Raw genomic sequence first — 20,704 nt, forward strand, 5'->3', positions numbered from 1 at the left:
GATGAGTGGAACAATCCACGGGTAAGCAGGACTACAAAGATGCCAAATTATGCCCGAACTAACTGGGCATGACCAGCTGCCGCCATCTTAAGTGCTACGCCATCACAGCAGCTCTTTAGAAAGTCAATAGTGCTGTCCTGAGCATGGCAGATGCATAGAGAAGCGAATTGCTGAGCTGATCTACAAAATATTAACCTCGGGATGCAGCTCGATGCCAAACTGCTGGCTCACGGAGGAGATTATTTCCTGGGCCAACTGGCGCAGGTCGTTGCCGGTGGCGCCGCCGTGGTGCACCAGCACCAGGGCCTGGCGGTCGTGCACGCCGTGGGTGCCTTCGCCGGGGCCGCGGCGCAGCCCCTTCCAGCCGGCCCGCTCAATGAGCCAGCCCGCGGGCACCTTCACGCCCCCGGGCACGGGGTAGCCGGGCAGGTCGGGGTGCGCGGCTTTGAGCTGGTCGAACTTGGCCTGCGACACTTCCGGGTTTTTGAAAAACGAGCCGGCGTTGCCCACCTGCGCGGGGTCGGGCAGCTTGGAGCGGCGGATGTGCACCACGGCGCGGCTCACTTCCTGCGGCGTGGGCTCGCCCTCAATGCCCAGCTCGGCCAGCGTCTCGGCAATGGCGCCGTAGCGCACGTTGGGGGCGTAGCCGGCGGGCTGGCCCAGGCGGTGCAGGCGCAGCGCCACGGCCGTCACCACGTACTGGTTTTTGAGCACGTTTTTGAACACGCTCTCGCGGTAGCCGAAGCCACACTCGGCTGCGCTGAACACCCGCCCCTCGCCCGTGGCCAGTTCCAGCGCTTCGAGGTGGTCGAAGGTATCGCGCAGCTCGGCCCCGTAGGCGCCGATGTTCTGGAGCGGGGCCGCGCCCACCGTGCCGGGAATGAGCGAGAGGTTTTCGATACCGCTCAGGCCCTGGTCGAGGGCGTATTCCACGAGGCCGTGCCAGCTTTCGCCGGCGCCGGCCCGCACCAAAGCCGTGTTGTCAGTAGCATCTTCGCTGAGAATCTGCAGGCCGCAAATCTCGTTTTTGAGCACCACACCGTCGAAGTCCTGGGTGAAGAGCAGGTTGGAGCCGCCGCCCAGAATGAGCTTCTCCCGGCGCTGCACCTCCGGTAGCCGCAGGAGCTGGCGCAGCTCATCGGCCGAGGCGAAGCGGGCAAAGTAGCGGGCCCGCACGTCGAGGCCAAAGGTATTGTAGGAGCGGAGGGAGACGTTTTTTTCGAGGAGCGGCATCATGGCCGCAAAGGTAACGCTACGTCCGACGCTGGGCCTTTACCGCACCCGGTAGCCGCTCACGGCGTAGTGCAGCAAGTAGGCGTAGCAGGCTACCGGCACCAGAAACGCCACGCGCAATCCGCCGCCGTGGGTGGCCAGCCAGCCCATCAGCAGCGGTATCAGCGCGCCCCCCACAATGGCCATGATGAGGTAGGAAGAGCCTTTTTTGGTGAAGGGGCCGAGTCCCTTAATGGCCAGCGGAAAAATGACCGGCCACATTATGGAGTTGCACAAGCCGCAGAGCACAATAAGCCAGAGCGAGGCCTCGCCGCGCAGCAAAATGGAACCCAGCACCAGCAGCATGCCCGCGCCACACACCCCCACCAGCATGCGGCGGTCGCTGAGACGGCGCAGCAGCGGAATGCCCACAATGCGCCCCACCATCAGCCCAAACCAATAGGACGCCACCAACACCGCGCCCACGGCCGCCGTGAAGCCGTGCGTGGTATCAATGGGCAGCGGAGCTTGCCCGATGACGAGCAGGCCGTAGTTAGTTACTGCGTTCAGGGACTGCACCAGCGTTTGAGTAAAGGGGCTCAGCTGGGAAATCTGAAGCGACTGGCCGTAGCGAATGAGAAAATCCCCCAGCCCTACTTCGACGCCCACGTAGAAAAAAATGGCCCCCACGCCCAATACCAAGTGCCGGAAGTCGAGGGCCGAAGTCCGGCCTTGCAGCAGAGCGGCGTCGGCCTGCACGGTTTCTTCATCGGCCGGAATGCTTTCGAGCTTGGGCAGGCGCACGATAAAGAAAAGCAGTGCCAGCGCCGCCAAAAAACAAGCCAACCCCAGGTAAGGCGTTTTTACCAAAGCCGCTTCCTGGGTTAGCCGCTCGCCCAGGGGCAGGGCCGCGAGTTGTTTCTTCAGCAGCTCGGCGCTTCCAAAGAGCAGCAGACCGCCCACTAGCGGCGAGAGGGTGCCGCCCAGGCCGTTGGCCACACCCACGATGCTGATGCGGCTGGCGGCCTGCCGGGCCGGCCCCAGCACCGAAACGTACGGATTGGCTGCCACCTGCAGCAGCGTGATGCCGGCGCCCAGCAAGCTGAGGCCGGCCAGAAATAGGCCGTAAGCCCGGGCTTCGGCCGCCGGCACAAACAGTAGGGCGCCGCCGGCCATAATCATCAGCCCCAGCACAATGCCGCGCTGGTAGCCGATGCGTTCCAATACGTAGCCCGCGGGCAGCGACATCAGGAAATAGGCAATGAAAAAGGCGAACGGTATCAGCGACGACTGCAAATCCGTGAGTTGGCACACGTCTTTGAGGTAGGGCATGAGTACGCCGTTGAAGTTGGTGACGGCGCCGAAGAGGAAAAACAGCGTCGTCATCAGCACCATGGGGCCGACGTAGGAGCGAGCGGGCGCGGCGGTGGCAACAGGAGATGTGGAGGAAGGAGCGAGGGCCATAGGAGCAATTTTAGGCGTTAAAGGTACACAACTGTCATCCTGAGCATGCGAAGGATGACAGGTTTTTTCGCCCGACCTTTGCCGGACTATGCACCTTACCGCCACCACCCAGTTTGGCCTGGAAGAACTGCTCGCCGACGAGCTCCACGCCCTCGGGGCCGACATTACGCACATCGGCAGCCGCGCCGTGGAGTTCATCGGCGACCACCGCCTGCTCTACGAAGTGGCCCTGTGGAGCCGCCTCTCCATGCGCCTGCTGCGGCCCTTCGCCGCGTTTTATGCCCCCGACGAGAAGGCGCTGTACCGTGAAGTAAGCCGCATCGACTGGCAGGATTTCATCGGCCCCGGCCAAACCTTCGCCATCACGCCCGTGGTGAACCGCTCCACCTTCGAGCACTCGCTCTTTGTGGCCCAGCTCACCAAAGACGCCATCGTGGACCAGTTTCGCGAGCGCACCGGCGAGCGGCCCAGCATCGACACCCGCACCCCCGACGTCCGCCTGCACCTGCGCATGACGGAAAACGAAGTCATCCTGAGCCTCGACGCGGCCGGCGACTCGCTGCACCGCCGCGGCTACCGCCAGCACACCAACGACGCCCCCCTGAACGAGGTGCTGGCCGCCGGCCTGGTGCTGCTCTCCGGCTGGGACGGCAAACAGCCCCTCATCGACCTGCTTTGCGGCTCGGCTACCATCCTCACCGAGGCGGGCCTCATCAGCCAGCGCATCGCGCCCGGCCTGTTCCACCAGGGCAAGTTTGGCTTCGAAAACTGGTACGATTTCGACCCTGAGCTCTGGAACCAGGTGCGCGAAGAAGCCAAGGCCCAGCGCCTCGAAGAGCCCCAGGCCTATCTTGCCGGCTCCGACGTCGACCCCAAAGTCATCGACATGGCCGCAGCCAACATCACAGCCGCCGGGCTGGAGGACTGCATCCGCCTCTCGGTGCGCGACGTGAAAGACGCCGTGGCCCCAGCCCAGCAGGAGCCCGGCATCGTGCTCACCAACCCGCCCTATGGCGAGCGGATAGGAGAGGAAGCCGAAATGGACGCCCTGTATAAGACGATTGGCGATACACTGAAAACGGGTTTTCAGGGCTACAACGCTTTCGTGTTTACCGGCAACCTGGAGGCGGCGAAGCGCATTGGGCTCAAGCCGGCGCGGCGTACGCCGCTGTTTAATGGGCCGATTGACTGTAGGTTGCTGAAGTATGAGCTGTATGGGGGGAGCCGGCGCATTACGGCCCCCGACGTCAACCTCACCCCCTGACCCCCTCTCCAAAAAAGAGGGGGCACCGGTATTGCTCCTTTATCTGGTCGTTTTATCCTTTTTTTAAGAATAAAAACCAGCTTCTGCTTCTTCGTATAAATAACCCTGTCTGAAGAGCCCCGTCCCTGCACAGAGCCGGTGCCCCCTCTTTTTTGGAGAGGGGGTCAGGGGGTGAGGTTGACGTCCGGCGGAGCTACCTTACCCGCATGGAATTCCCGCCCAAACTCAGCGGCCCGCAGGAGCACATCTACACCACCAACCCCCGCGCTTGGAATCAGACGCTGAAAACCTACGCCCGTGAAAACCGCAAAGCCCCTACACCTGCCGAAAACCTGCTCTGGCAGCACTTGCGTAGCAAAAGGCAGGGTGTGAAATTTCGCCGCCAGCACGCAATCGAATTTTTTATTGTCGATTTTATGTGTCTTGAGACCAGATTGATTATCGAGCTCGACGGCGAAATTCACCTCACCCCCGACCAAGCCGAATACGACACCGGTCGTACCTTCACGCTAACGGAATTAGGTTACCACGAACTGCGTTTCACCAACCAGCAAGTGCTAAATAGCTTAGATGAAGTCTTAGCCACAATAGCCCAGTTCCTGAAAGAAAACCACTTAGAACAGCCGTCTGGCTCCCCCTCTCCGCAGGAGAGAGGGTCGGGGGGTGAGGTGACCCGCCCAACCAACATGCCCGAACTAGCCACCGCCCCGCCCATCATGCAAGCCGCCCGCCAGGCCCTGAAACGGTACTACGGCTACGACAACTTCCGCCCCATGCAGGGCGACATCATCCAGCACATCCTGGCCGGCAAAGACACCGTGGTGCTCATGCCCACCGGCGGCGGTAAGTCGGTCTGCTTCCAGATTCCAGCCGTGGTATCGGAGGGCACGTGCATCGTGGTCTCGCCGCTCATTGCCCTGATGAAGGACCAGGTGGAAGCGCTGAAAGCCAACGGCATTGCGGCAGCCTACATCAACAGCAGCGTGGGCCAGAGCGAGGCCAACGACATCGCCCGCGCCGCCACCGGCGGCTACCTCAAGCTGCTCTACGTATCGCCTGAAAAGCTGCTGAGCGACGGCTTCCTGCAGTTTTTGACGCGGGTAAATATCAGCCTGTTTGCCATTGATGAGGCGCACTGTATTTCGAGCTGGGGCCACGATTTCCGGCCCGAATACACCCAGCTGGGCCAGCTGCGCACGCACTTTCCCAGCACGCCTATCATCGCCCTCACGGCCACGGCCGACCGCCTGACGCAGCGCGACATCAAAACCCAGCTCAACCTGCACGAGCCCCAGGTTTTCCTCTCCAGCTTCGACCGGCCCAACATCAACCTGTTGGTGCGCCCCGGCCAGGACCGCATCAATTCGGTGCTCGACTACATTGCCCGCCACCCGCAGGACCCCGGCATCATCTACTGCCTCTCGCGCAAAACCTGCGAGACCGTGTCCCAGAAGCTCATCGCCAAGGGCATCAAGGCCGGGCACTACCACGCCGGCATGACTCCCCTGCAGCGCGGCAAAGCCCAGGAAGCCTTCCTGCAGGACGATTTGCAGGTGATTGTGGCCACCATCGCCTTCGGCATGGGCATCGATAAGAGCAATGTGCGCTGGGTGATGCACTATAATTTGCCCAAAAACATCGAAGGTTATTACCAGGAAATCGGTCGCGCCGGCCGCGATGGGGCCCCCAGCACCGCCATCCTGTTCTACAGCTTCGCCGATGTGATGCAGATGCGCGAGATGGTGACCAAGGACGTGCCCGCGCGCCAGGCCCAGCTCAATACCGCTAAGCTGGAGCGCATGCAGCAGTTTGCGGAAGCCGCCAGCTGCCGCCGCAAAATCCTGCTCAACTACTTCTCCGAAACCCTGCCGCAGGACTGCGGCAACTGCGACATCTGCCGCAACCCGCCCACGACATTTGACGGGACGCTAATCGCCCAGAAAGCCCTGTCGGCCGTGTTCCGCAGCCGTGAGAAAGTCGCTATCAACCTGCTGATTGACATCCTGCGCGGCATGCGCAACCAAGCCGTGCTGCAGGGCGGCTACGACCAGATAAAAACCTACGGCGCGGGCTCCGATTTGCCCTACCTCGACTGGTACAGCTACGTGCATCAGATGCTGAACGACGGCCTGTTCTACATTGCCTACGAGGAAGGCTACGCCCTGAAAATCACCGAGCGCGGCCACGAAGTATTGAAAGGCCAGCTCAACCTGCCGCTCAAGAAATTCCAGCCTGCCGAGAAAGCCGAAAAGCCCACCCGCGCCGGCAAAAAAGCGGCCAACGCCGCCAGTGCCACCTTCGGCACCCCCGAGGCGCAGCTGTTCGACAAGCTGCGCAAGCTCCGCAAATCCATTGCCGACGAGCAGGGCGTGCCGCCTTATGTGGTGTTCAGCGACGCCACGCTGCAGGAAATGGCCACCGAGCGGCCCGTGAACCGCGTGGGCATGCTGGGCATTTCGGGCGTGGGCATGAAGAAGTTCGAGACCTACGGCGAGAGCTTCATTCGCCTCATTCTGGAAGATGGTGGCGGGGCCGTGCCCTCCGATTCGGACAACATGTTCAGCGAGCCGCGCCCCCGCATGGCCGTAGCCGAAAAGCCCGTGAGCGACTCCGAGGATGCCACCATTCAGTTCCACCAGATGGGTCTTACGCCGGAGGACATTTCCGAGCGCCGCGGCCTGGCCCTGAGCACCGTGAAAACGCACCTCTACAACGCCTACGCCAAGGGCCGCGAACTGCGCATCCACGACTTTGCTTCTGACGCGGAGCTGGCCGAAATCTTCACCGCCCGCGCCCAGCTCGGCGGCGACCCCACCCTGCGCGACCTGTTCGACCACCTACGCGAGAAGTACGACTACTTCCAGCTGCGCATGGCCGCGCTGTACCACAAGCGCCTGCGCGGGCAATAGCCGTGATTACTGCGTGCCGCAGGGCGTTGCGTCTGGGCTAATAGCTACCGCTGCATCCCCCAAGTTGGGTGGTTTGAGCGGGTTCGGCGCGCTGTGCCACAGAAAACAATTTTAAATAGCTCGGCGCTAAAGTGGTGGGCAGAAAATTATTAGCTAAGTGAATTAGTAACTTCGCACTTGCGTTGCTAACTTCACCAGCCGAATCTGCGTTGAACCAAACGCTATTCCCGGCTGCTGCCTCCCCGATGATTAATACCAACCTCAAGTTTTGCCGGCGCGAACTGGCCCTCACGCAGGCCCAGATGGCCGACAAGCTCGGCATCAAACGCTCTCTGGTGGGCGCCTACGAAGAAGGCCGCGCCGAGCCCCGCCTCGCTACCCTCGTCAACATGTCCCGCCTGTTCGGCATCACGCTCGACCAGTTGGTAACCACCGACTTTAGCAAGCGCAAGAACGCTAAAGCCATTGGGGCCATGCGCGCCCAGGAGCCCGTGGTCGCCGATACCGACGACGACACCGACCCGCCTACCGCCCCCGCTGGCGGCAAGCTCCGCGTGCTGGCCATCACCGTAGACAAGGACCAGAACGAAAACATCGAGCTGGTGCCCCAAAAAGCCGCTGCCGGCTACCTCAATGGCTACGCCGACCGCGAGTACCTGGAAGTGCTGCCCAAGTTCCGGCTGCCCATGCTCTCCCAAACGGGCACCTACCGGGCCTTCGAAATAGCTGGCGACTCCATGCTGCCCATCGCCAGCGGCACCGTTATCGTGGGCCGCTACGTTGAAGATTGGGCTACCGTGAAGGACGGCACGCCGTGCGTGGTGGTGAGCAGCCGAGACGGCATCGTGTTCAAGCGGGTGTTCAACAAGCTGCGCTCCGGTGCCATGTTTGTGCTGCACTCCGACAATCCCAACTTCTCGCCCTACGACATCAACGTGGACGATGTGCTCGAAATCTGGGAAGCCAAAAGTTACATCAGCAGCACCTTCCCCATTGCGGAACTTTCCCTGGAGCGCGTAGCCAGCCTCGTGCTCGACCTACAGCAGCAGGTAGCGCTGCTCAAAAAAGCCTGATTGCTAACCTGTAGCCTTCAACAAGCAAGCCCTTTCGTGCAAACGGGAGGGCTTGCTTGTGGACTGGGTTTCACCAGCCATCTTCATGACGGATTGCTGCCCCAGTACCCGGTCAACCAGGATTGTGAGGCACAATAGTTAACAAAGGAGGGCGCTTGCCCGTATGCGGTGCACGCCACCTCTTACCGTTTTCGCTCCATGTTCAAGTACATTTCCGCCGCCGACCGCCATCATGCTGCCCCTGCCGCCTGGCTCAGCAGCTATTTCCTGTTTTCATTCGCCGATTATTTCGACCGTGACAACATGCATTTTGGCCCGCTGCGGGTGTTCAACGACGACAACGTAGCGGCGCAGTCGGGTTTTCCGCAGCATCCGCACTCGGAAATGGAAATTGTGACGCTGGTTCTGGAAGGTGAAATCACGCACCAGGACACCATGGGCAACAAAACGACCATCAAGGCCGGGGAAGTGCAGCGCATGACTGCCGGCACCGGCCTGGCCCATTCCGAGTTCAACCGCCAGGACAAGCCGCTGCATTTGTACCAGCTGTGGTTTATCCCGGGCCAGAAAGGCCTGGCCCCCAGCTACGAACAGAAAGACCTCGGCTTTATGGGTGCCAACAAAAACGAGCTGGTGCCGCTTGTGACGGGCCAAAAAGTGCTGGAAGATGTGGTGTACATGAATTCCAATAGCACAGTGTACTGGTCTAATCTTGACGAGGGGAATGAGTTGGAATTCAAAACCTTCCCCATCCGCATGACCATGATTTACGTTAAGGAAGGCACTATTTTTGTGAATGGCACCGAGCTGGGCCCCAACGACCAGGCCCGCATGACCAACGACGACGTGGTGCACGTACGCGCCACCAAAGACGCCCAATTCATCCTCATCGACCTGCCCGCCAACGAGGCCAATTACTAGGACTCATCCACGGAGCTGTTCAACCAAAAAAGGCCGGAGACTATCCGGCCTTTTTGTTGTACTAGGGGTGTTATAGAAGTGCAAACCAACTCAATGCTGGTAGATTAACCGGGTTTAAAAGTTGTAGGAGAGACCTGCCGAATAGCCGGTCGACTTGCCAATGTTGCGGCCCGCTACGTAGGTGCTGGCGCCCAGTACCACGCCCACACCCTTGGCCAGGGGACGGTAGAAGCTGGCGCCCAGCCGGAGGAAATTGACGCGGGTGGAGGGGAAAAAGCCGTTGAAGCCCTCCTGCGAAATGTCGGTGCCGCCGTTCGATTCCTGAAACGAAGCGAAGCCTTCGATGTAGGTTTTGGGGCCGGCGTAGCCCACTTTGGCTTCGCCTACCAGGGCGTTGGGCACCAGGCCAGTGCGCAGGCTGTAGCCTACCTGGCCCGTGGCAAACACCCCGGAGCTGGTTTTGAGGTGGGCAACGCCCGAGGCCGTGTACTTGGTGGCCCGGTTGCCAATGGCGATGATGTAGCCATAGCCGGTGTTTGTCTGGTAGTTGCTCATGGGGGTGCTAAAGCTCACCACGCCCAGTAAGTCGAGGATGCTACCGCCAATTTCGCGGCTGTACGACTTAAACTTGAGCAGGCCCGTGATGTCCTGCAGGCCCTGCCGCACGTTGGCGTAGCCCGCATCGGGGTAGAGCGCGTTCAGGTCGTTGATGACGGTGCCCCTGGCTTTGCCCTTGGACTGAATGTAGGGCAGACTCACAATGGCGTCAATCTTGTCGCTGAGGCCATAGGTAGCGTAAAGGTTAACGGAATTGACGCGCACCTCCTGGAAAATGGGCACGCCGTCAATCTTCTCGGGAGCCAGGTATACGGTTTCGTAGCGCTCCGTGGTGCCCGATACTACCACCGAGCCGTGGCCCTTGCCCGACATGAACCCGCTCACCAGGCTTTGGGCCTGCACCGATGAAGCCGTGCCTGCTAATAAAAATGTACCAAAAAGCAGTGCGGAAAATTTTTGCATATAAGGAAATGGATAAACGAAAAGTGACAATTGGAGGCATTCGAATCGAATGCGTAACGCACCACCAGCGGGCGTTTTGTGGGGCGATTTACGGTTGAGATTGGCACCCCGGATTTACCATGGCGCAATCCAGGGGCATTATAAACACGTTTGTATTCAGGAGTTTGAGGCGAATGGATGAAATGCCTCGACAAACACAACTTTTTACCGGATGAAAAAATATTACCAATTATCTGCTGCATTAGCGCTGAGCTTATTTGTATTGGGAGGCTGCGCAAAAAATGAAGATGTTGACGCATCCATTACAAACATTGCGGTCAGCAATCCCGATTTTCAGACCTTGGAAGACGCTGCTTTGCGTGGTGACGTAGCCGTGCTGCTCGGCAATAAAAACCCGAACGACGCGCAGGGCAACTACACGGTATTTGCGCCCACCAACGGGGCGTTTGCACGCCTGGGCCTGAACACGGCCCAGGACCTGACCGCGTTGCAGCAGCCGTTTCTGCGCAACACCTTGTTGTACCATGTCTTCAGTGGTTCGCTGCCTGGTAGTGGGCTCACGGCCGGTACGTCCTCGCCCTCCGCGTTGGGCCCGCAACGGCGCATCATTCGCCGGGCCGATGGCACCATGTACGTCAACGGCTCCAAGATTCTGGCTACCGACGTGCGCGCCGCCAACGGCCTCATTCACCCCATCGACAAGGTGCTGCTCGCTACCGGCGCCGATGTGCTGAATTCGGCCCTGGCCCTGCAAAGCGCCAAGGTATTCGTGAAGCCTGAGCTGACCTTCCTGGTAGAAGCGGTGATATACGCCAACCTGACGGGCGCCCTCACGGGCTCGCCGGGCAGCGCGCCCCTCACCGTATTTGCGCCCACCGACCAGGCCTTTAAGGACCTGGGCGTGCTGCTGGGCGTACCCCTCAACCAGCCCAGCGACATTCGCAAGCTGCCCGTGGCCACGGTTACCAAAGTACTGCTCAACCACGTGGTGGGCGGCGCGCAGGGCGGCAAGTTTACTTCGGAGCTTCCCAATGGGACTACGGTAGCCTCGGCCGGCGGCGACCCTGTGGCCTTTGGGGCTTTCATCAACGGCGTGCTCACCGTGAAAGGTGCCGGCAACGGGACGGCCGTGGCCAACATGGTAATTCCCGACGTGCAGTGCACCAACGGCGTGGTGCACGTTATCGACCGCGTGCTGCTGCCCTAACCCTAACTGCCTGGGCTGCTGGTGTGGTGTAGTAGTTAAACAAAAGCCCGCCCGATAGGTGCGGCGGTTCGTTATTATCAAATATTATGCTGCAGCGTGGCTTTGGTATTCTGGGGGTGTGGGCTGTGAGTGGCTGGTTGCTGGCCGCCGAGGCCGTGGGGCAAACCGCTCCGGCAAATGGCCCGGAGCTGGCTGGCGTCTGGAAAGGTCCGTTGGCCATTCCCGGTGGCAGCCTGCCCATTCAGCTTATTATCACGCAGCCGGGGGCTAATAAGCTGCTGGCTACCCTGGACTTGTCGGCCAAGCGCCTCAACCGCATCCCGGCTTCGGTCACGTTCAGGGGCGACAGCGTGGTGTTTTTTTCGGCCGCGTCCGATTGTCGGTTTGTGTGCCAGCCCAGCCCCGACGGGCAGGAGCTGCGCGGTACCTGGGCGCAACCCGGCCTGCGGGTGCCACTGCGGCTGAGCCGGGTGGTGGGCGAGGCTCCGGCCACGCTTGCTGCCAGCGGGCTGGTCCCGGCCGCCGCCACTTACCACACCGAGCAGGTGAAAATAACCAGCCAGCCGGGTGATGTGCAGCTGGCGGGCATACTCAGTATTCCGGATGGTGCAGGGCCATTTCCGGCGGTGCTGCTGCTCTCCGACATGGGCCCGCACGACCGCGACTCCCGCGTGGGGAAGTACCGGTTCTTTGGCGATATGGCGCAGAGTCTGGCACGCCAGGGCATTGCCGTGCTGCGCCTCGACGACCGGGGCGTGGGCCAATCCGGCGGTGATGCCAGCCTGGCTACCTCCGCCGACCTGCTGCGCGATGCCCGGGCCGCTCTTACTTACTTGCGGGTGCGCCCCAGCATCGACCCGGCCCGCACGGGCCTGATTGGGCACGGCGAAGGCGGCAACATTGCCTTGCTGGCCGCTGCGCAGCCCGTGCCACCCAGCTACGTGATAGCCCTGGCCGCATCGGGACTGCCGGGCATGGACCTGCTGGCCAACCAGCCCGAGCCCGAAGCCAGCCCCGCCGATACCGCTCAGGCCGGAATAATGCGGCGCCAGGCCTGGGCCGAGGTACTCGATAAAGCCGCCAAGCTTCGCACCAGCGGCTCCAACGCGGCGCAGGTAGAAACCTACATCACCCAGCAGCGCCTCAAGCTCCGGAACGAGGAGCGCAAGCAGCAGGCCGCCACGCTCAAATTCCGGCGTAACATGCTGGAGATAGTGCGCCAAACGACCAGCAACGACCAGGCGCAGGCCATTGTGGTGAACATGCTGCGCCAGCGCTACCCCAACCAGGACCCCGCCATTGCCCGCAACCGCGCCGCCGAGCTCACCACGCCGTGGTCGCGCGACTACCTCCGGTTTGACCCCCAGGCTGCTCTGGCCGGGGTGCAGTGCCCCGTGCTACTCCTCAACGGAGCCGACGACCCGGAGGTGAACGCCGTAGCCAACCTGAGCGCCCTCGAAAAAGGTTTGAAAACCAACCGGCAGGTAGTGGCCCGCCGCTTGCCCGGTGTCAACCACTGGTTTCAAAAGCCAGCGGCGGAAATGCTGGCAAACGCCGACGGCAGCGTAGACCCCGTCATTTCCACCGTCATGCTGGAAGCAGTGCGCGACTGGGTGCTGCAATAGAAAGAATATTGCAGGGACTATCGAGCATATTCACACCACAGAAAAGGGCGTCTCACTGAGTGGGACGCCCTTTTCTGTGGCCTACTACCGGTTTTTACATCGTGTACTTGCGGCCTTTATTCTGGGCTTTCAAATACGTCATCAGGGGTTGGAAGTAGTCGACCATGGCGCGGGCCGACAGGTCCTCGCCGGTTTTCTCTTTCAGCACCACGCGCCAGTCGCGGCTGGAGCCGGGGCGCATGATGTCGCGCAGGAAGTCGCCTACCTCTTTGTTGCCGTAATAGTTGGTGGCGTGCGGGTCCTGCTTCAGAATGTTTTTGGCAATGTGGTCGTGCAGCTGGAACAGGATGACGTAGCTCAGGGCGTAGTCGTAGTACTGCGCGGGGTCGTCGTTGATGTGGGTTTTGGTGGCGGCGTCCAGGTAGTTTTCGCCGCGGGCCGTGGGCGGCTCTATGCCCTGGTACTGCTTGCTCAGGGCCCACCACTTGGCATTGAGCTGGTCGGCGGGCAGCTGGTCGCCATAAAAGCTGTTTTCCCATTCGCTCATCACGCCGGAGGCGAAGGGGATGAACACCACGTAGCTCAGCGCCTCCTTGAGCAGCTGCTGGGTTTCGTCGGTTTTTACCTTAGGGTCAATCAACCCCAGGCCCGCCAGAAACGGCTTTTGCTTAGCCGCCAGGCCCATCATCGAGCCAATGGCTTCGTGGTAGGCGCGGTTGGCGCCCTGGCGCAGCAGCGGCGGCACGTCGGGATTGGTGTAGGTTTGGTAGTAGAAAATGTGGCCTAGCTCGTGGTGCGAGGTTTCGTACCATTCGGTGTTGGCCTCCACGCTCATCAGGCTGCGCAGGTCGTTGTTCAGGTCGAGGTGCCAGGCCGAGGCGTGGTTGTTCTTCTTGTACGCCGCGTCTTTGGGCAGCGGATACAGACTGCTTTTCTCGTAAAATGAGGCCGGCAGCGCCGGAAAGCCCAGGCTCTGGTAGAACCGCTCGCCCTGCTTCACCTGCCATTCAGCCCCTTTTTTGGCCAGCACCGCGTCCAGGTTCAGGCCCTTCACGTCCACCATCGAGCCCCAATCCTGGCCCCAGCGGTTGGGCAGCCAGTGGGCGGGCAGGTAGTCGGGCACCTGCTTCACCTTGTATTTCTTGGCCAGCTCGTAGCGCGCATAGGTGTGCAGCTCGCGGTAGAGCGGGCGCAGCTCGGTGTTGATTTGCCGCACCAGGGCCATCATTTCATCCCGGCTCAGGCCGTAGTCGGAGGCCTGGTAGGTGAAGTAGTCGGGGTAGCCCAGGGCCTGCACGGTCTGGTTGCGCAGGTCGCGCAGGTTCAGCAGGCCATCTTTCAGGGTGGGGCCAATGGCCTTGCTGGCCTCCCACACGGCCTGGCGCTTCCGGGGGTTGTTCTCGTTGCGCAGCAGCTCGTCGAGGTCGTTGGTGGTCACGGACTTGCCGGCGTACTTGTAGTCGAAGCCGTAGAGCTTTTCCGTCTGGGCCGCTTCGGCGCCGATGCGGCGCTTCACCACGTCGGCCACCGTTTGGGGGTTGTTGGCGGCGTTGTAGAGCGCCGTTTGCAGCTGCTTCACCTGAATCTCGGACAGGTCGGCTTGGTGCTCGAGCAGTTCCCGCAGCTTCCGGATGTTGTCGGTGCTGCCCGTGAAGGCGGCCATGCGCTGGTTGGCGCGGGTGGTGGCACCGGCGTTGGCCGTGTCGCCGGGCACAATGTGGGTGTTCGAGCGCCATTCCGCTTCGCTGGAAGCCGTGTACAGCCGCACGTATTCGGCGTTGTAGGCGGTCAGGAACTGGTCGGCCTGGGCGCGGTAGTCGGGTGGGGCCGGGGCCGTGGTGGCTGCCGGGGCGGTGGCCACGGGCGTGTTTGCGGTGGGGGCGCAGGCCGCGAGCGAGGCTGCGGCGAGGATGGAAAGCAAGGGCGTTTTCATAGGGCAAAGAAATGCATTTTGCCGATGAAAACGGAACGTCATGCTCACTGGCGTCCGTGCAGCCGAAGCAGCTCTACCGCGCTTCAACGTCATGCTGAGCGCAGTCCAAGCATCTCTACCGCGCAAGTAATTAGTTACTATAGCAGTAGAGATGCTTCGACTGCGCTCAGCATGACGTGCTTTTGCCTTCAAAAGTCCCTAGGACGCTTGAGCTTGGTCCAAATGGCACTCCTTGTACTTCTTGCCGCTGCCGCAGGGGCAAGGGTCATTACGGCCGAACTTGCGGCGGCTGCGCAACGTCTTTATCCACTCGCGTGGGTCGGTGGCGAAGCGCAGGAAGCGCTTTTTGGGGTTCTGGCGGAAGGCCCGGCCCAGCAGCTCATACAGCTCGGGGTGGTTTTCCTGCAGCTTTTCGGGCTTCTCAAAGAAGTACTCCGTAACCACCGCAAAGAACTCGGCTTCGTTGGTAGCAGCGTAGGGGTTGATTTCGGATTTGCCGGCTTCGATGGCCTCAATTTCGCGCTGCATCACGGCCGCCCAGGGCTGCAGCAATTCGGGTGGCAGGGCGGCCCTGGGCACGCCGTCGATTACGCCATCGGCCTCGTCCAGCATGTGCGCAAACTCGTGAATGCCCACGTTCTGGCTATCCATCCCGTCGCGAAAGCCCTGTTCCAGTGATTCCTTCGAGAGCCGCATGTAGTGGTGGTTCTGGAAGTTCTGCACCGAGCCCAGCAGCGTGCCTTCCAGCGGCTTTACCTCCTTATCCGGATTGCCTTCCAGCTTCCAGGCATCAGGCAAAATGAGTACCTCGCCCAAATTCCGGTACTCCCAATCAGGAAACCCAAACACCGGAATCAGGGCCGACGCCGCCACCAGCAGGCGGGTGGTGTCGTCTACCTCGGTTTGCACGCCAGTGATGCGCGTACTGGCCAGAAACACCTGCGTCTGCTTCTCAAACCGGGTTTTCTCGGTCTCGGTCAGTGCGAGGTAAAACGCGACTCGTTCGGATAGTATCTGCCGCCAGGCCGCCGGAAAATCCTCGGCCAAAGCGGCTGTGCGCTGCCGCGAATCGGCGGTGGCGTAACGGTAAAAAAGGTACAGAACAGCGGCCAGCACGGCCAGGGAAAGGATGTAGGGCATGGGCCGGTTAAACGGTCATGGGGGGCAGAAGTTGGCTTGTCGCTATTTGGTTTTGGCCAGTCCGTAGGCATCAGGGTTGCCGCCCAGCCGGTAGCTCAGGCCGGTGCGCAAGGCATAATTACTACCGATGAAAACAGCACTAAAATTGTTTATGTCGCTGCTCCAATACATCTGCACGTCTGCACTTACCGTGAAGGGCCCGGCACGCCACCCCAGCCCGAGAGCGGGCAATATTGTAGTCTTCGCGAAGCCCAGCCCATCATCAAACAGCATAGTAACTGATGGTGCATTGCTGATGGCAGCAGTACGGCTTACCACTTTGTTGAGCTCGAAAATGAAGCCCACTAGCCACTGGTGCTCGTTGCGAACCGGAAAGAAGTAGCGCACTCCCATTCGCGCTGTTGCCAGTAGCGCCCGGTAGTCGTAAGTGCTGTAAACGGGGCTGCCAGTTGAATTAAATCCTGTAAATGCCTGCTCTTGGCTGCGAAACGGGCTCATGCTCAGTTCACCATAGACGGCAACTGTGCGGCTGGGCTGAAACAGTTCGGCGTACAGGCCGGCCGAAGGGTGGGGCCGGCAATCGACACAGTCCCCATTTGCCGTATAGAAATTGCTTTCGATACGATTGTAGCGCACTCCGGCCAGCAAACCCGCCTGAAGGGCTATTTTACGGCGTGGCGTGGCTTGGAGTAACCAACTTTTGGTGGGTTGTCGCTCGGGTCCACAGGCTGAGTTATACGCTTGTATGACAGCGGTGATGCCCTCTGCCGTGAAAGGCGCCGAGAGTGCGGCGGCGCTAGCAGCCGGGCAGTCGTTGAAATAGAGCATCAGATGACTGCGGTAATTATTACCGTCGGTTACTTCCCAGGTGCCGGTGGGAGTCAGGCGCAAATACCGCCGCGCACTCAAGTCGAGAATGGGCCGATTGGGGCGCCGGAGCAGATAATGCGCAACACCGTTCCAAACGACGCGCCTCAGTGGAACCGGGCCTTCCAGCAGCACCTCGGCCAAAAGGCTCTCCACTTTCACGTCGTAAAAGTTGCTGTGGGGCAAGCTTTCCAACCGAGTCTGGGCGGCGTGGTCGAAGGGCAACGCTTCGTAGCTGAAATAGCGGCCGTTCGTGAAATTTACTGCCCGCAATTGATGGGGCTCAAATAGCTCACTGGGAGAATCTGATTTCGCTCGGTAACGAATAAATTCGGGCGACTCCTCCCAGAAACCATTTTCGATTTCGCCCCGCAGGGCATCGCCGTTGGCACGTACCAGCAGACCGGGCTCGAAAGCCTGGGCGCGGGTGTCGAAAGAGCATGCAAAAAGGAGTGGTAGAAGGAGCAGTAAGCGTGGCAGCATGTAAGAACGGGCTTGTGGAACTACGAAAGTAGCGCCAAATGCGCCAGCAGTTTCTGCCGCAGCAAGGCCACCAAGTGGCTGTCGCCAAACCGGTACTTATCCGGAATGCGCAGCACCACCACGGGTGTGCCCTTCAGCTCATCGCCAAACTTCTCCCGGATTCTATCGGCGTGGCGGCGCTCCATCACGAAGACGATTTCGGCCCAGCCGATGTGGCCCGTCGTGACCCGCACCCGCGCGCCCGGCTCCGTGCCGGCCGAGCGCGCTTCGTAGTACGAATGGTCATCAAACAGGCGCTCGGCCGTGAGGCTACGCCACTTGTTTTGGCTGCAAATGAACAGCAGCTTCTGCGGCTCCGAGTCGGCTCCGGTCACTAGCGCACCAGGGCCACTTTTACCTTTTTGCCCTTCACTTTCGCGCCTTGCATCTTCTCCAGTATTTCTTCGGCCATTGTCTCGGGCACGGCCACAAAGCTGTAGTGGTCGAATACTTCGATGCGGCCCACGGCGTCGCGCTCCAGGCCTCCCACGCTCACAAAGGCACCTACCAGGTCGCCGGCGCTGATTTTCTCGCGCTTGCCCGCCGAAATATGCAGCGTCACCGTGCTGGGGCGCGGCGGCTTGGGCAGGGCAGTGGGCAAAGCAGGAGGCCGAATGCCGGCCCACTGTACCGAGGCGGCCGAGGGCCAGTTCTGGATTTTCTGCTGCTCGTAGGGCGTCACCAGCAGGTGGGCCGTGCCCACGGCGCCCGCCCGGGCCGTACGGCCGGCGCGGTGCTGGAAGGTTTCGGCCTCGTGGGGCGGGTCGAACTGCACCACGGTGTCAAGCTCGTTCACGTCGAGGCCACGGGCGGCCACGTCGGTGGCCACCAGTACGGTAGCTGAGCCGTTGCGCAGCTTCATCATGGATTTGTCGCGCTCGGGCTGCAGCATTTTGCCGTGCAGCGCTTCGGCGGCCAGACCCCGGCCTTTCAGGAAGCGGGTCAGCTCCTCCACCCGGTCGCGGGTATTGGCAAACACCAGCGAGCGGCCCGCGTCGGGCCGGGTAATGAGGTGGTACAGGGCGGCTGGCTTCTGGTCGGCGGCGTTCACCACATGGCCGCGCAGCACCAGGCTCTCGGGCAGGGTGGTGGCGTTGGAGCCGCCCACGTTCATCACGCGGGGCTTGGTGAGGTACTCGCGCACCAGCGTGAGCACCTTGTCGGGCATGGTGGCCGAGAACAGCAGCGTTTGCCGGCGCACCGGCAGGCGGCTGACAATAGTGGCCATCTCCTCCTGAAAACCCAGGTCCAGCAGCTTGTCGGCTTCGTCCAGCACCAGCACTTTCAGGCGGTTGGGGATGATGGTGCGGCGCTCCAGGTGGTCGAGCATGCGGCCGGGCGTGGCCACCACCACGTGCGGCATCTGCTGCAGGCCTTTCACTTCTTCGCGCATGGCGTGGCCGCCGTAGTAGCCGGCCACGCGCAGGTTGGGCATGTGTTTACCCAGGCTTTTGAGGGCGTCGCGCACTTGCAGCACCAGCTCGCGGGCGGGCACCAGCACCACGGCCTGCACCGTGGCCGAGGTTGGGTCTACCTGTTGCAGCACCGCAAGGCCGTAGGCGGCGGTTTTGCCCGAGCCCGTGGGCGCCTGGCCAGCCACGTCCTGCCCGTCGAGGGCCGGAGCCAGCACCAGCTGCTGCACGGCGGTGGGCTGGGTAAAATTCAACTCGGCTATGCCCGCCAACAAAGCGGGGGAGAGAGCGAAATCAGAAAATTGGAGGTCAGGCTTGGCGGCCGGGGCACCGGAAGCGGCACCAGCGGCGGGAGAATCGGGAGTTTGCACCGCGCAAAGGTAACTATCCGCCCGCGCCAACCTCACCCCCGGCCCCTCTCCAAAAGAGAGGGGAGCCATTTCCGAAAAGTGGCGTCAGGCTCCCCTCTCTTTTGGAGAGGGGCCGGGGGTGAGGTCGGCGGGCCCGCGCCAGCTGCACGTCTACTTCTAGTTGACTCCTCAGTAGCCTTCTTCGCCCTCGGCCACGTTCACCAGGCGGTAGCGCACGGCAGACTTTTTGGGCATAATATCCAGCCCGATGCGGTGGGCGTAGGCTTTGGTAAATGCCGCCCCGAAATAGAATATCATGGCCGAGTAAAACACAAAGAGCAGCACCAGCACCAGGCTCGACGCCGGGCCGTACACCGGCCCCAAATCCCGCGCCACCAGCAGCTGGCCCAGCACCACCTCGCCCAGGCTGATGAGTAGCGCCGTGAGGGCCGCCCCGCGCGTGACGGCCCGCCACGGCACCTTGGCCAGACTCAGCGTGCGAAACGTGACGCCAAACCACACCGCCAGAATGGCCCAGCCAACGATGGCGTTGATAACCCGAACCAGGTAATACACAAACGTGGCGTCGAAGTCCTGCACGGCGGTGGCAAACAGCCCCAGGGCCGCATCGGCGGCAAAGGCGAAGAGGGAGAGCAGTGCCGTAGCCACCAGAATGCCGCCCGAGCGCAGCCGCTCTGCCAGCGCCTGCGATACCTTGCCGCTGCCGCGCCGCGGCCGGATTTGCCAGAGCTGGTTGAGGGAGTGCTGAATGACGGTGAACAGCGTGGTAGATACAAAAAGCAGAAACGCAAACCCCACCCATGTCACCAGGCGGCTGCGCTGCGGGTCGGCCACGTTCTGCACTATCTGGGCTACCAGCCCGGCTGCCGAGGCCCCCAGTAAATTCCCGAGTTTATCCAGCAGCATCACGCGCACCAACGACGCTGGGTAGAGCGAGCTAAGCACCTGGATGAGGATGATGAGGATGGGCGGCAGTGCAAACGACGTGAAAAACGCGGTGGCTGCACCCAGCCGGAGCGGGTCATTGGCGCCCAGCTCGCGGCTGGCGCGGTGCAGCAAAATGGGCAGCTCGCGCCACCAGGGTCCGGGCAACTCAGCGGGCGGGGTTACTTTTGTCATCAGCAAGAAAAGCCGGAGCGGCTGCCAGTAGCGTTGTGCTGCAGGCGGGCCGCGTCCGGCGAAGATAGGGGCCCCGGCTCCGGCCCCCCAATGCCCAGTTCCGCCATCCCACCCGTTTCAGAAAATCCGGAAGGAGCAGCACCCGCGCCGCCCGCCAGCTGGTGGCGCCGGCGCGTAGTGGCCCCGCTGCTGAATGTGCTGCGCCAAGGCCTCTCGCCCGAGCAGCTGGCCCTGACCGTGGCGCTGGGCGTGGTCATCGGGGCCATTCCGCTGATGGGGGCCATCACCACGGTGGCCACACTGGCCGCCCTGCGCCTGCGCCTCAACGTGGCCGCCCTGCAGCTCATCAGCCACCTCATGACGCCCCTGCAGCTGCTCATCATTATTCCGCTGCTGCGCCAGGGCGCCCGGCTAATGGGCAACACCCAGGAAAATGAGCTGACCCTGGAGCGCATCAGGTACCTTTTTGCCAACGACTGGCGCGGGGCCCTGCAGCTGCTGTGGCGCGCCGAAGTAGGGGCCATGGTTATCTGGCTGCTCGGCTCAATTCCAGTGGTGGCCCTGCTGTATTTCGCGCTGCGCCCGGTATTTCGACGGATGGCCAAACGCAGGGCTTTGCGCCAGCAAAGCCAATAGCCAAAAATG

General features: G+C 61.6%; 16 protein-coding genes. 7 read left to right on the plus strand and 9 right to left on the minus strand.

Translation table 11 applies throughout. The features are described from left to right. Positions 1-180: 180 nt before the first annotated feature. Positions 181-1,236 carry a UDP-N-acetylmuramate dehydrogenase gene (gene murB, locus BEN48_RS02445; RefSeq protein ID WP_317043664.1) on the minus strand — a complete coding sequence of 352 codons (1,056 nt, stop codon included), beginning with the start codon at positions 1,234-1,236 and terminating at the stop codon, positions 181-183. Between the two features lie 36 nt (positions 1,237-1,272). Continuing rightward, a complete protein-coding gene (locus tag BEN48_RS02450; protein WP_070732597.1) occupies positions 1,273-2,676 on the minus strand; it encodes a sugar MFS transporter in 1,404 nt (467 codons plus the stop codon). Between the two features lie 88 nt (positions 2,677-2,764). Here BEN48_RS02450 and BEN48_RS02455 point away from each other — a divergent pair, with 88 nt between their 5' ends. From BEN48_RS02455 to BEN48_RS02470, 4 genes are all read left to right on the plus strand, one after another. After that, positions 2,765-3,940, plus strand: a complete 1,176-nt coding sequence (locus tag BEN48_RS02455) for a THUMP domain-containing class I SAM-dependent RNA methyltransferase (protein WP_070732600.1) — start codon at positions 2,765-2,767, stop codon at positions 3,938-3,940. Positions 3,941-4,146: 206 nt separating this feature from the next. Beyond that, positions 4,147-6,849, plus strand: a complete 2,703-nt coding sequence (recQ, locus tag BEN48_RS02460) for a DNA helicase RecQ (protein ID WP_083320684.1) — start codon at positions 4,147-4,149, stop codon at positions 6,847-6,849. 245 nt (positions 6,850-7,094) lie between these two features. Continuing rightward, positions 7,095-7,922 (plus strand): LexA family transcriptional regulator, encoded by an 828-nt coding sequence (locus BEN48_RS02465; RefSeq protein WP_070732602.1) that lies wholly within the window; start codon positions 7,095-7,097, stop codon positions 7,920-7,922. Positions 7,923-8,120: 198 nt separating this feature from the next. Beyond that, positions 8,121-8,843, plus strand: coding sequence for a pirin family protein (locus tag BEN48_RS02470; RefSeq protein ID WP_070732603.1), 723 nt, complete (start codon positions 8,121-8,123; stop codon positions 8,841-8,843). A gap of 114 nt (positions 8,844-8,957) precedes the next feature. On the opposite strand, the gene BEN48_RS02475 is transcribed toward BEN48_RS02470, so the two are convergent. After that, positions 8,958-9,863 (minus strand): hypothetical protein, encoded by a 906-nt coding sequence (locus BEN48_RS02475; RefSeq protein ID WP_070732605.1) that lies wholly within the window; start codon positions 9,861-9,863, stop codon positions 8,958-8,960. A 340-nt stretch (positions 9,864-10,203) separates the two neighbouring features. On the opposite strand from BEN48_RS02475, the gene BEN48_RS02480 reads away from it, so the two are divergent. Both BEN48_RS02480 and BEN48_RS02485 read left to right on the plus strand, forming a co-directional pair. After that, positions 10,204-11,070 carry a fasciclin domain-containing protein gene (locus BEN48_RS02480; RefSeq protein WP_241502146.1) on the plus strand — a complete coding sequence of 289 codons (867 nt, stop codon included), beginning with the start codon at positions 10,204-10,206 and terminating at the stop codon, positions 11,068-11,070. 86 nt (positions 11,071-11,156) lie between these two features. Beyond that, on the plus strand, positions 11,157-12,695 hold the full coding sequence (locus BEN48_RS02485; RefSeq protein WP_070732609.1) for an alpha/beta hydrolase: 1,539 nt from the start codon (positions 11,157-11,159) through the stop codon (positions 12,693-12,695). A gap of 94 nt (positions 12,696-12,789) precedes the next feature. On the opposite strand, the gene BEN48_RS02490 is transcribed toward BEN48_RS02485, so the two are convergent. The 6 genes from BEN48_RS02490 to BEN48_RS02515 form a co-directional block, all read right to left on the minus strand. After that, entirely contained in the window at positions 12,790-14,628 is a 1,839-nt protein-coding gene (locus BEN48_RS02490) for a M2 family metallopeptidase (RefSeq protein ID WP_070732611.1), read from the minus strand. A gap of 198 nt (positions 14,629-14,826) precedes the next feature. After that, on the minus strand, positions 14,827-15,768 hold the full coding sequence (locus tag BEN48_RS02495; protein WP_070732614.1) for a M90 family metallopeptidase: 942 nt from the start codon (positions 15,766-15,768) through the stop codon (positions 14,827-14,829). A 42-nt stretch (positions 15,769-15,810) separates the two neighbouring features. Next, positions 15,811-16,821 (minus strand): hypothetical protein, encoded by a 1,011-nt coding sequence (locus BEN48_RS02500; protein WP_158010080.1) that lies wholly within the window; start codon positions 16,819-16,821, stop codon positions 15,811-15,813. A gap of 317 nt (positions 16,822-17,138) precedes the next feature. Then, complete coding sequence (locus BEN48_RS02505) at positions 17,139-17,492, minus strand: low molecular weight protein tyrosine phosphatase family protein (RefSeq protein WP_070732618.1); 354 nt, start codon at positions 17,490-17,492, stop codon at positions 17,139-17,141. Then, entirely contained in the window at positions 17,492-18,940 is a 1,449-nt protein-coding gene (locus BEN48_RS02510; RefSeq protein ID WP_158010081.1) for a DEAD/DEAH box helicase, read from the minus strand. The genes BEN48_RS02505 and BEN48_RS02510 overlap by 1 nt, the downstream gene beginning before the upstream one ends. A gap of 168 nt (positions 18,941-19,108) precedes the next feature. Continuing rightward, positions 19,109-20,059 carry a YihY/virulence factor BrkB family protein gene (locus BEN48_RS02515; protein WP_070732622.1) on the minus strand — a complete coding sequence of 317 codons (951 nt, stop codon included), beginning with the start codon at positions 20,057-20,059 and terminating at the stop codon, positions 19,109-19,111. Between the two features lie 90 nt (positions 20,060-20,149). Between BEN48_RS02515 and BEN48_RS02520 the strand changes: the two genes are divergently transcribed. Continuing rightward, on the plus strand, positions 20,150-20,695 hold the full coding sequence (locus tag BEN48_RS02520) for a DUF2062 domain-containing protein (protein ID WP_070732624.1): 546 nt from the start codon (positions 20,150-20,152) through the stop codon (positions 20,693-20,695). Positions 20,696-20,704 lie beyond the last annotated feature (9 nt).

It is taken from the genome of Hymenobacter glacialis (assembly GCF_001816165.1).
Classification (GTDB): domain Bacteria; phylum Bacteroidota; class Bacteroidia; order Cytophagales; family Hymenobacteraceae; genus Hymenobacter; species Hymenobacter glacialis.

Excerpts from the sequence above, each read along its gene's own strand:
- murB (WP_317043664.1), bottom strand. The coding sequence starts at position 1,236 with ATGATGCCGCTCCTCGAAAAAAACGTCTCCCTCCGCTCCTACAATACC.
- BEN48_RS02450 (WP_070732597.1), bottom strand. The coding sequence starts at position 2,676 with ATGGCCCTCGCTCCTTCCTCCACATCTCCTGTTGCCACCGCCGCGCCC.
- BEN48_RS02455 (WP_070732600.1), top strand. The coding sequence starts at position 2,765 with ATGCACCTTACCGCCACCACCCAGTTTGGCCTGGAAGAACTGCTCGCC.
- recQ (WP_083320684.1), top strand. The coding sequence starts at position 4,147 with ATGGAATTCCCGCCCAAACTCAGCGGCCCGCAGGAGCACATCTACACC.
- BEN48_RS02465 (WP_070732602.1), top strand. The coding sequence starts at position 7,095 with ATGATTAATACCAACCTCAAGTTTTGCCGGCGCGAACTGGCCCTCACG.
- BEN48_RS02470 (WP_070732603.1), top strand. The coding sequence starts at position 8,121 with ATGTTCAAGTACATTTCCGCCGCCGACCGCCATCATGCTGCCCCTGCC.
- BEN48_RS02475 (WP_070732605.1), bottom strand. The coding sequence starts at position 9,863 with ATGCAAAAATTTTCCGCACTGCTTTTTGGTACATTTTTATTAGCAGGC.
- BEN48_RS02485 (WP_070732609.1), top strand. The coding sequence starts at position 11,157 with ATGCTGCAGCGTGGCTTTGGTATTCTGGGGGTGTGGGCTGTGAGTGGC.
- BEN48_RS02490 (WP_070732611.1), bottom strand. The coding sequence starts at position 14,628 with ATGAAAACGCCCTTGCTTTCCATCCTCGCCGCAGCCTCGCTCGCGGCC.
- BEN48_RS02495 (WP_070732614.1), bottom strand. The coding sequence starts at position 15,768 with ATGCCCTACATCCTTTCCCTGGCCGTGCTGGCCGCTGTTCTGTACCTT.
- BEN48_RS02515 (WP_070732622.1), bottom strand. The coding sequence starts at position 20,059 with ATGACAAAAGTAACCCCGCCCGCTGAGTTGCCCGGACCCTGGTGGCGC.
- BEN48_RS02520 (WP_070732624.1), top strand. The coding sequence starts at position 20,150 with ATGCCCAGTTCCGCCATCCCACCCGTTTCAGAAAATCCGGAAGGAGCA.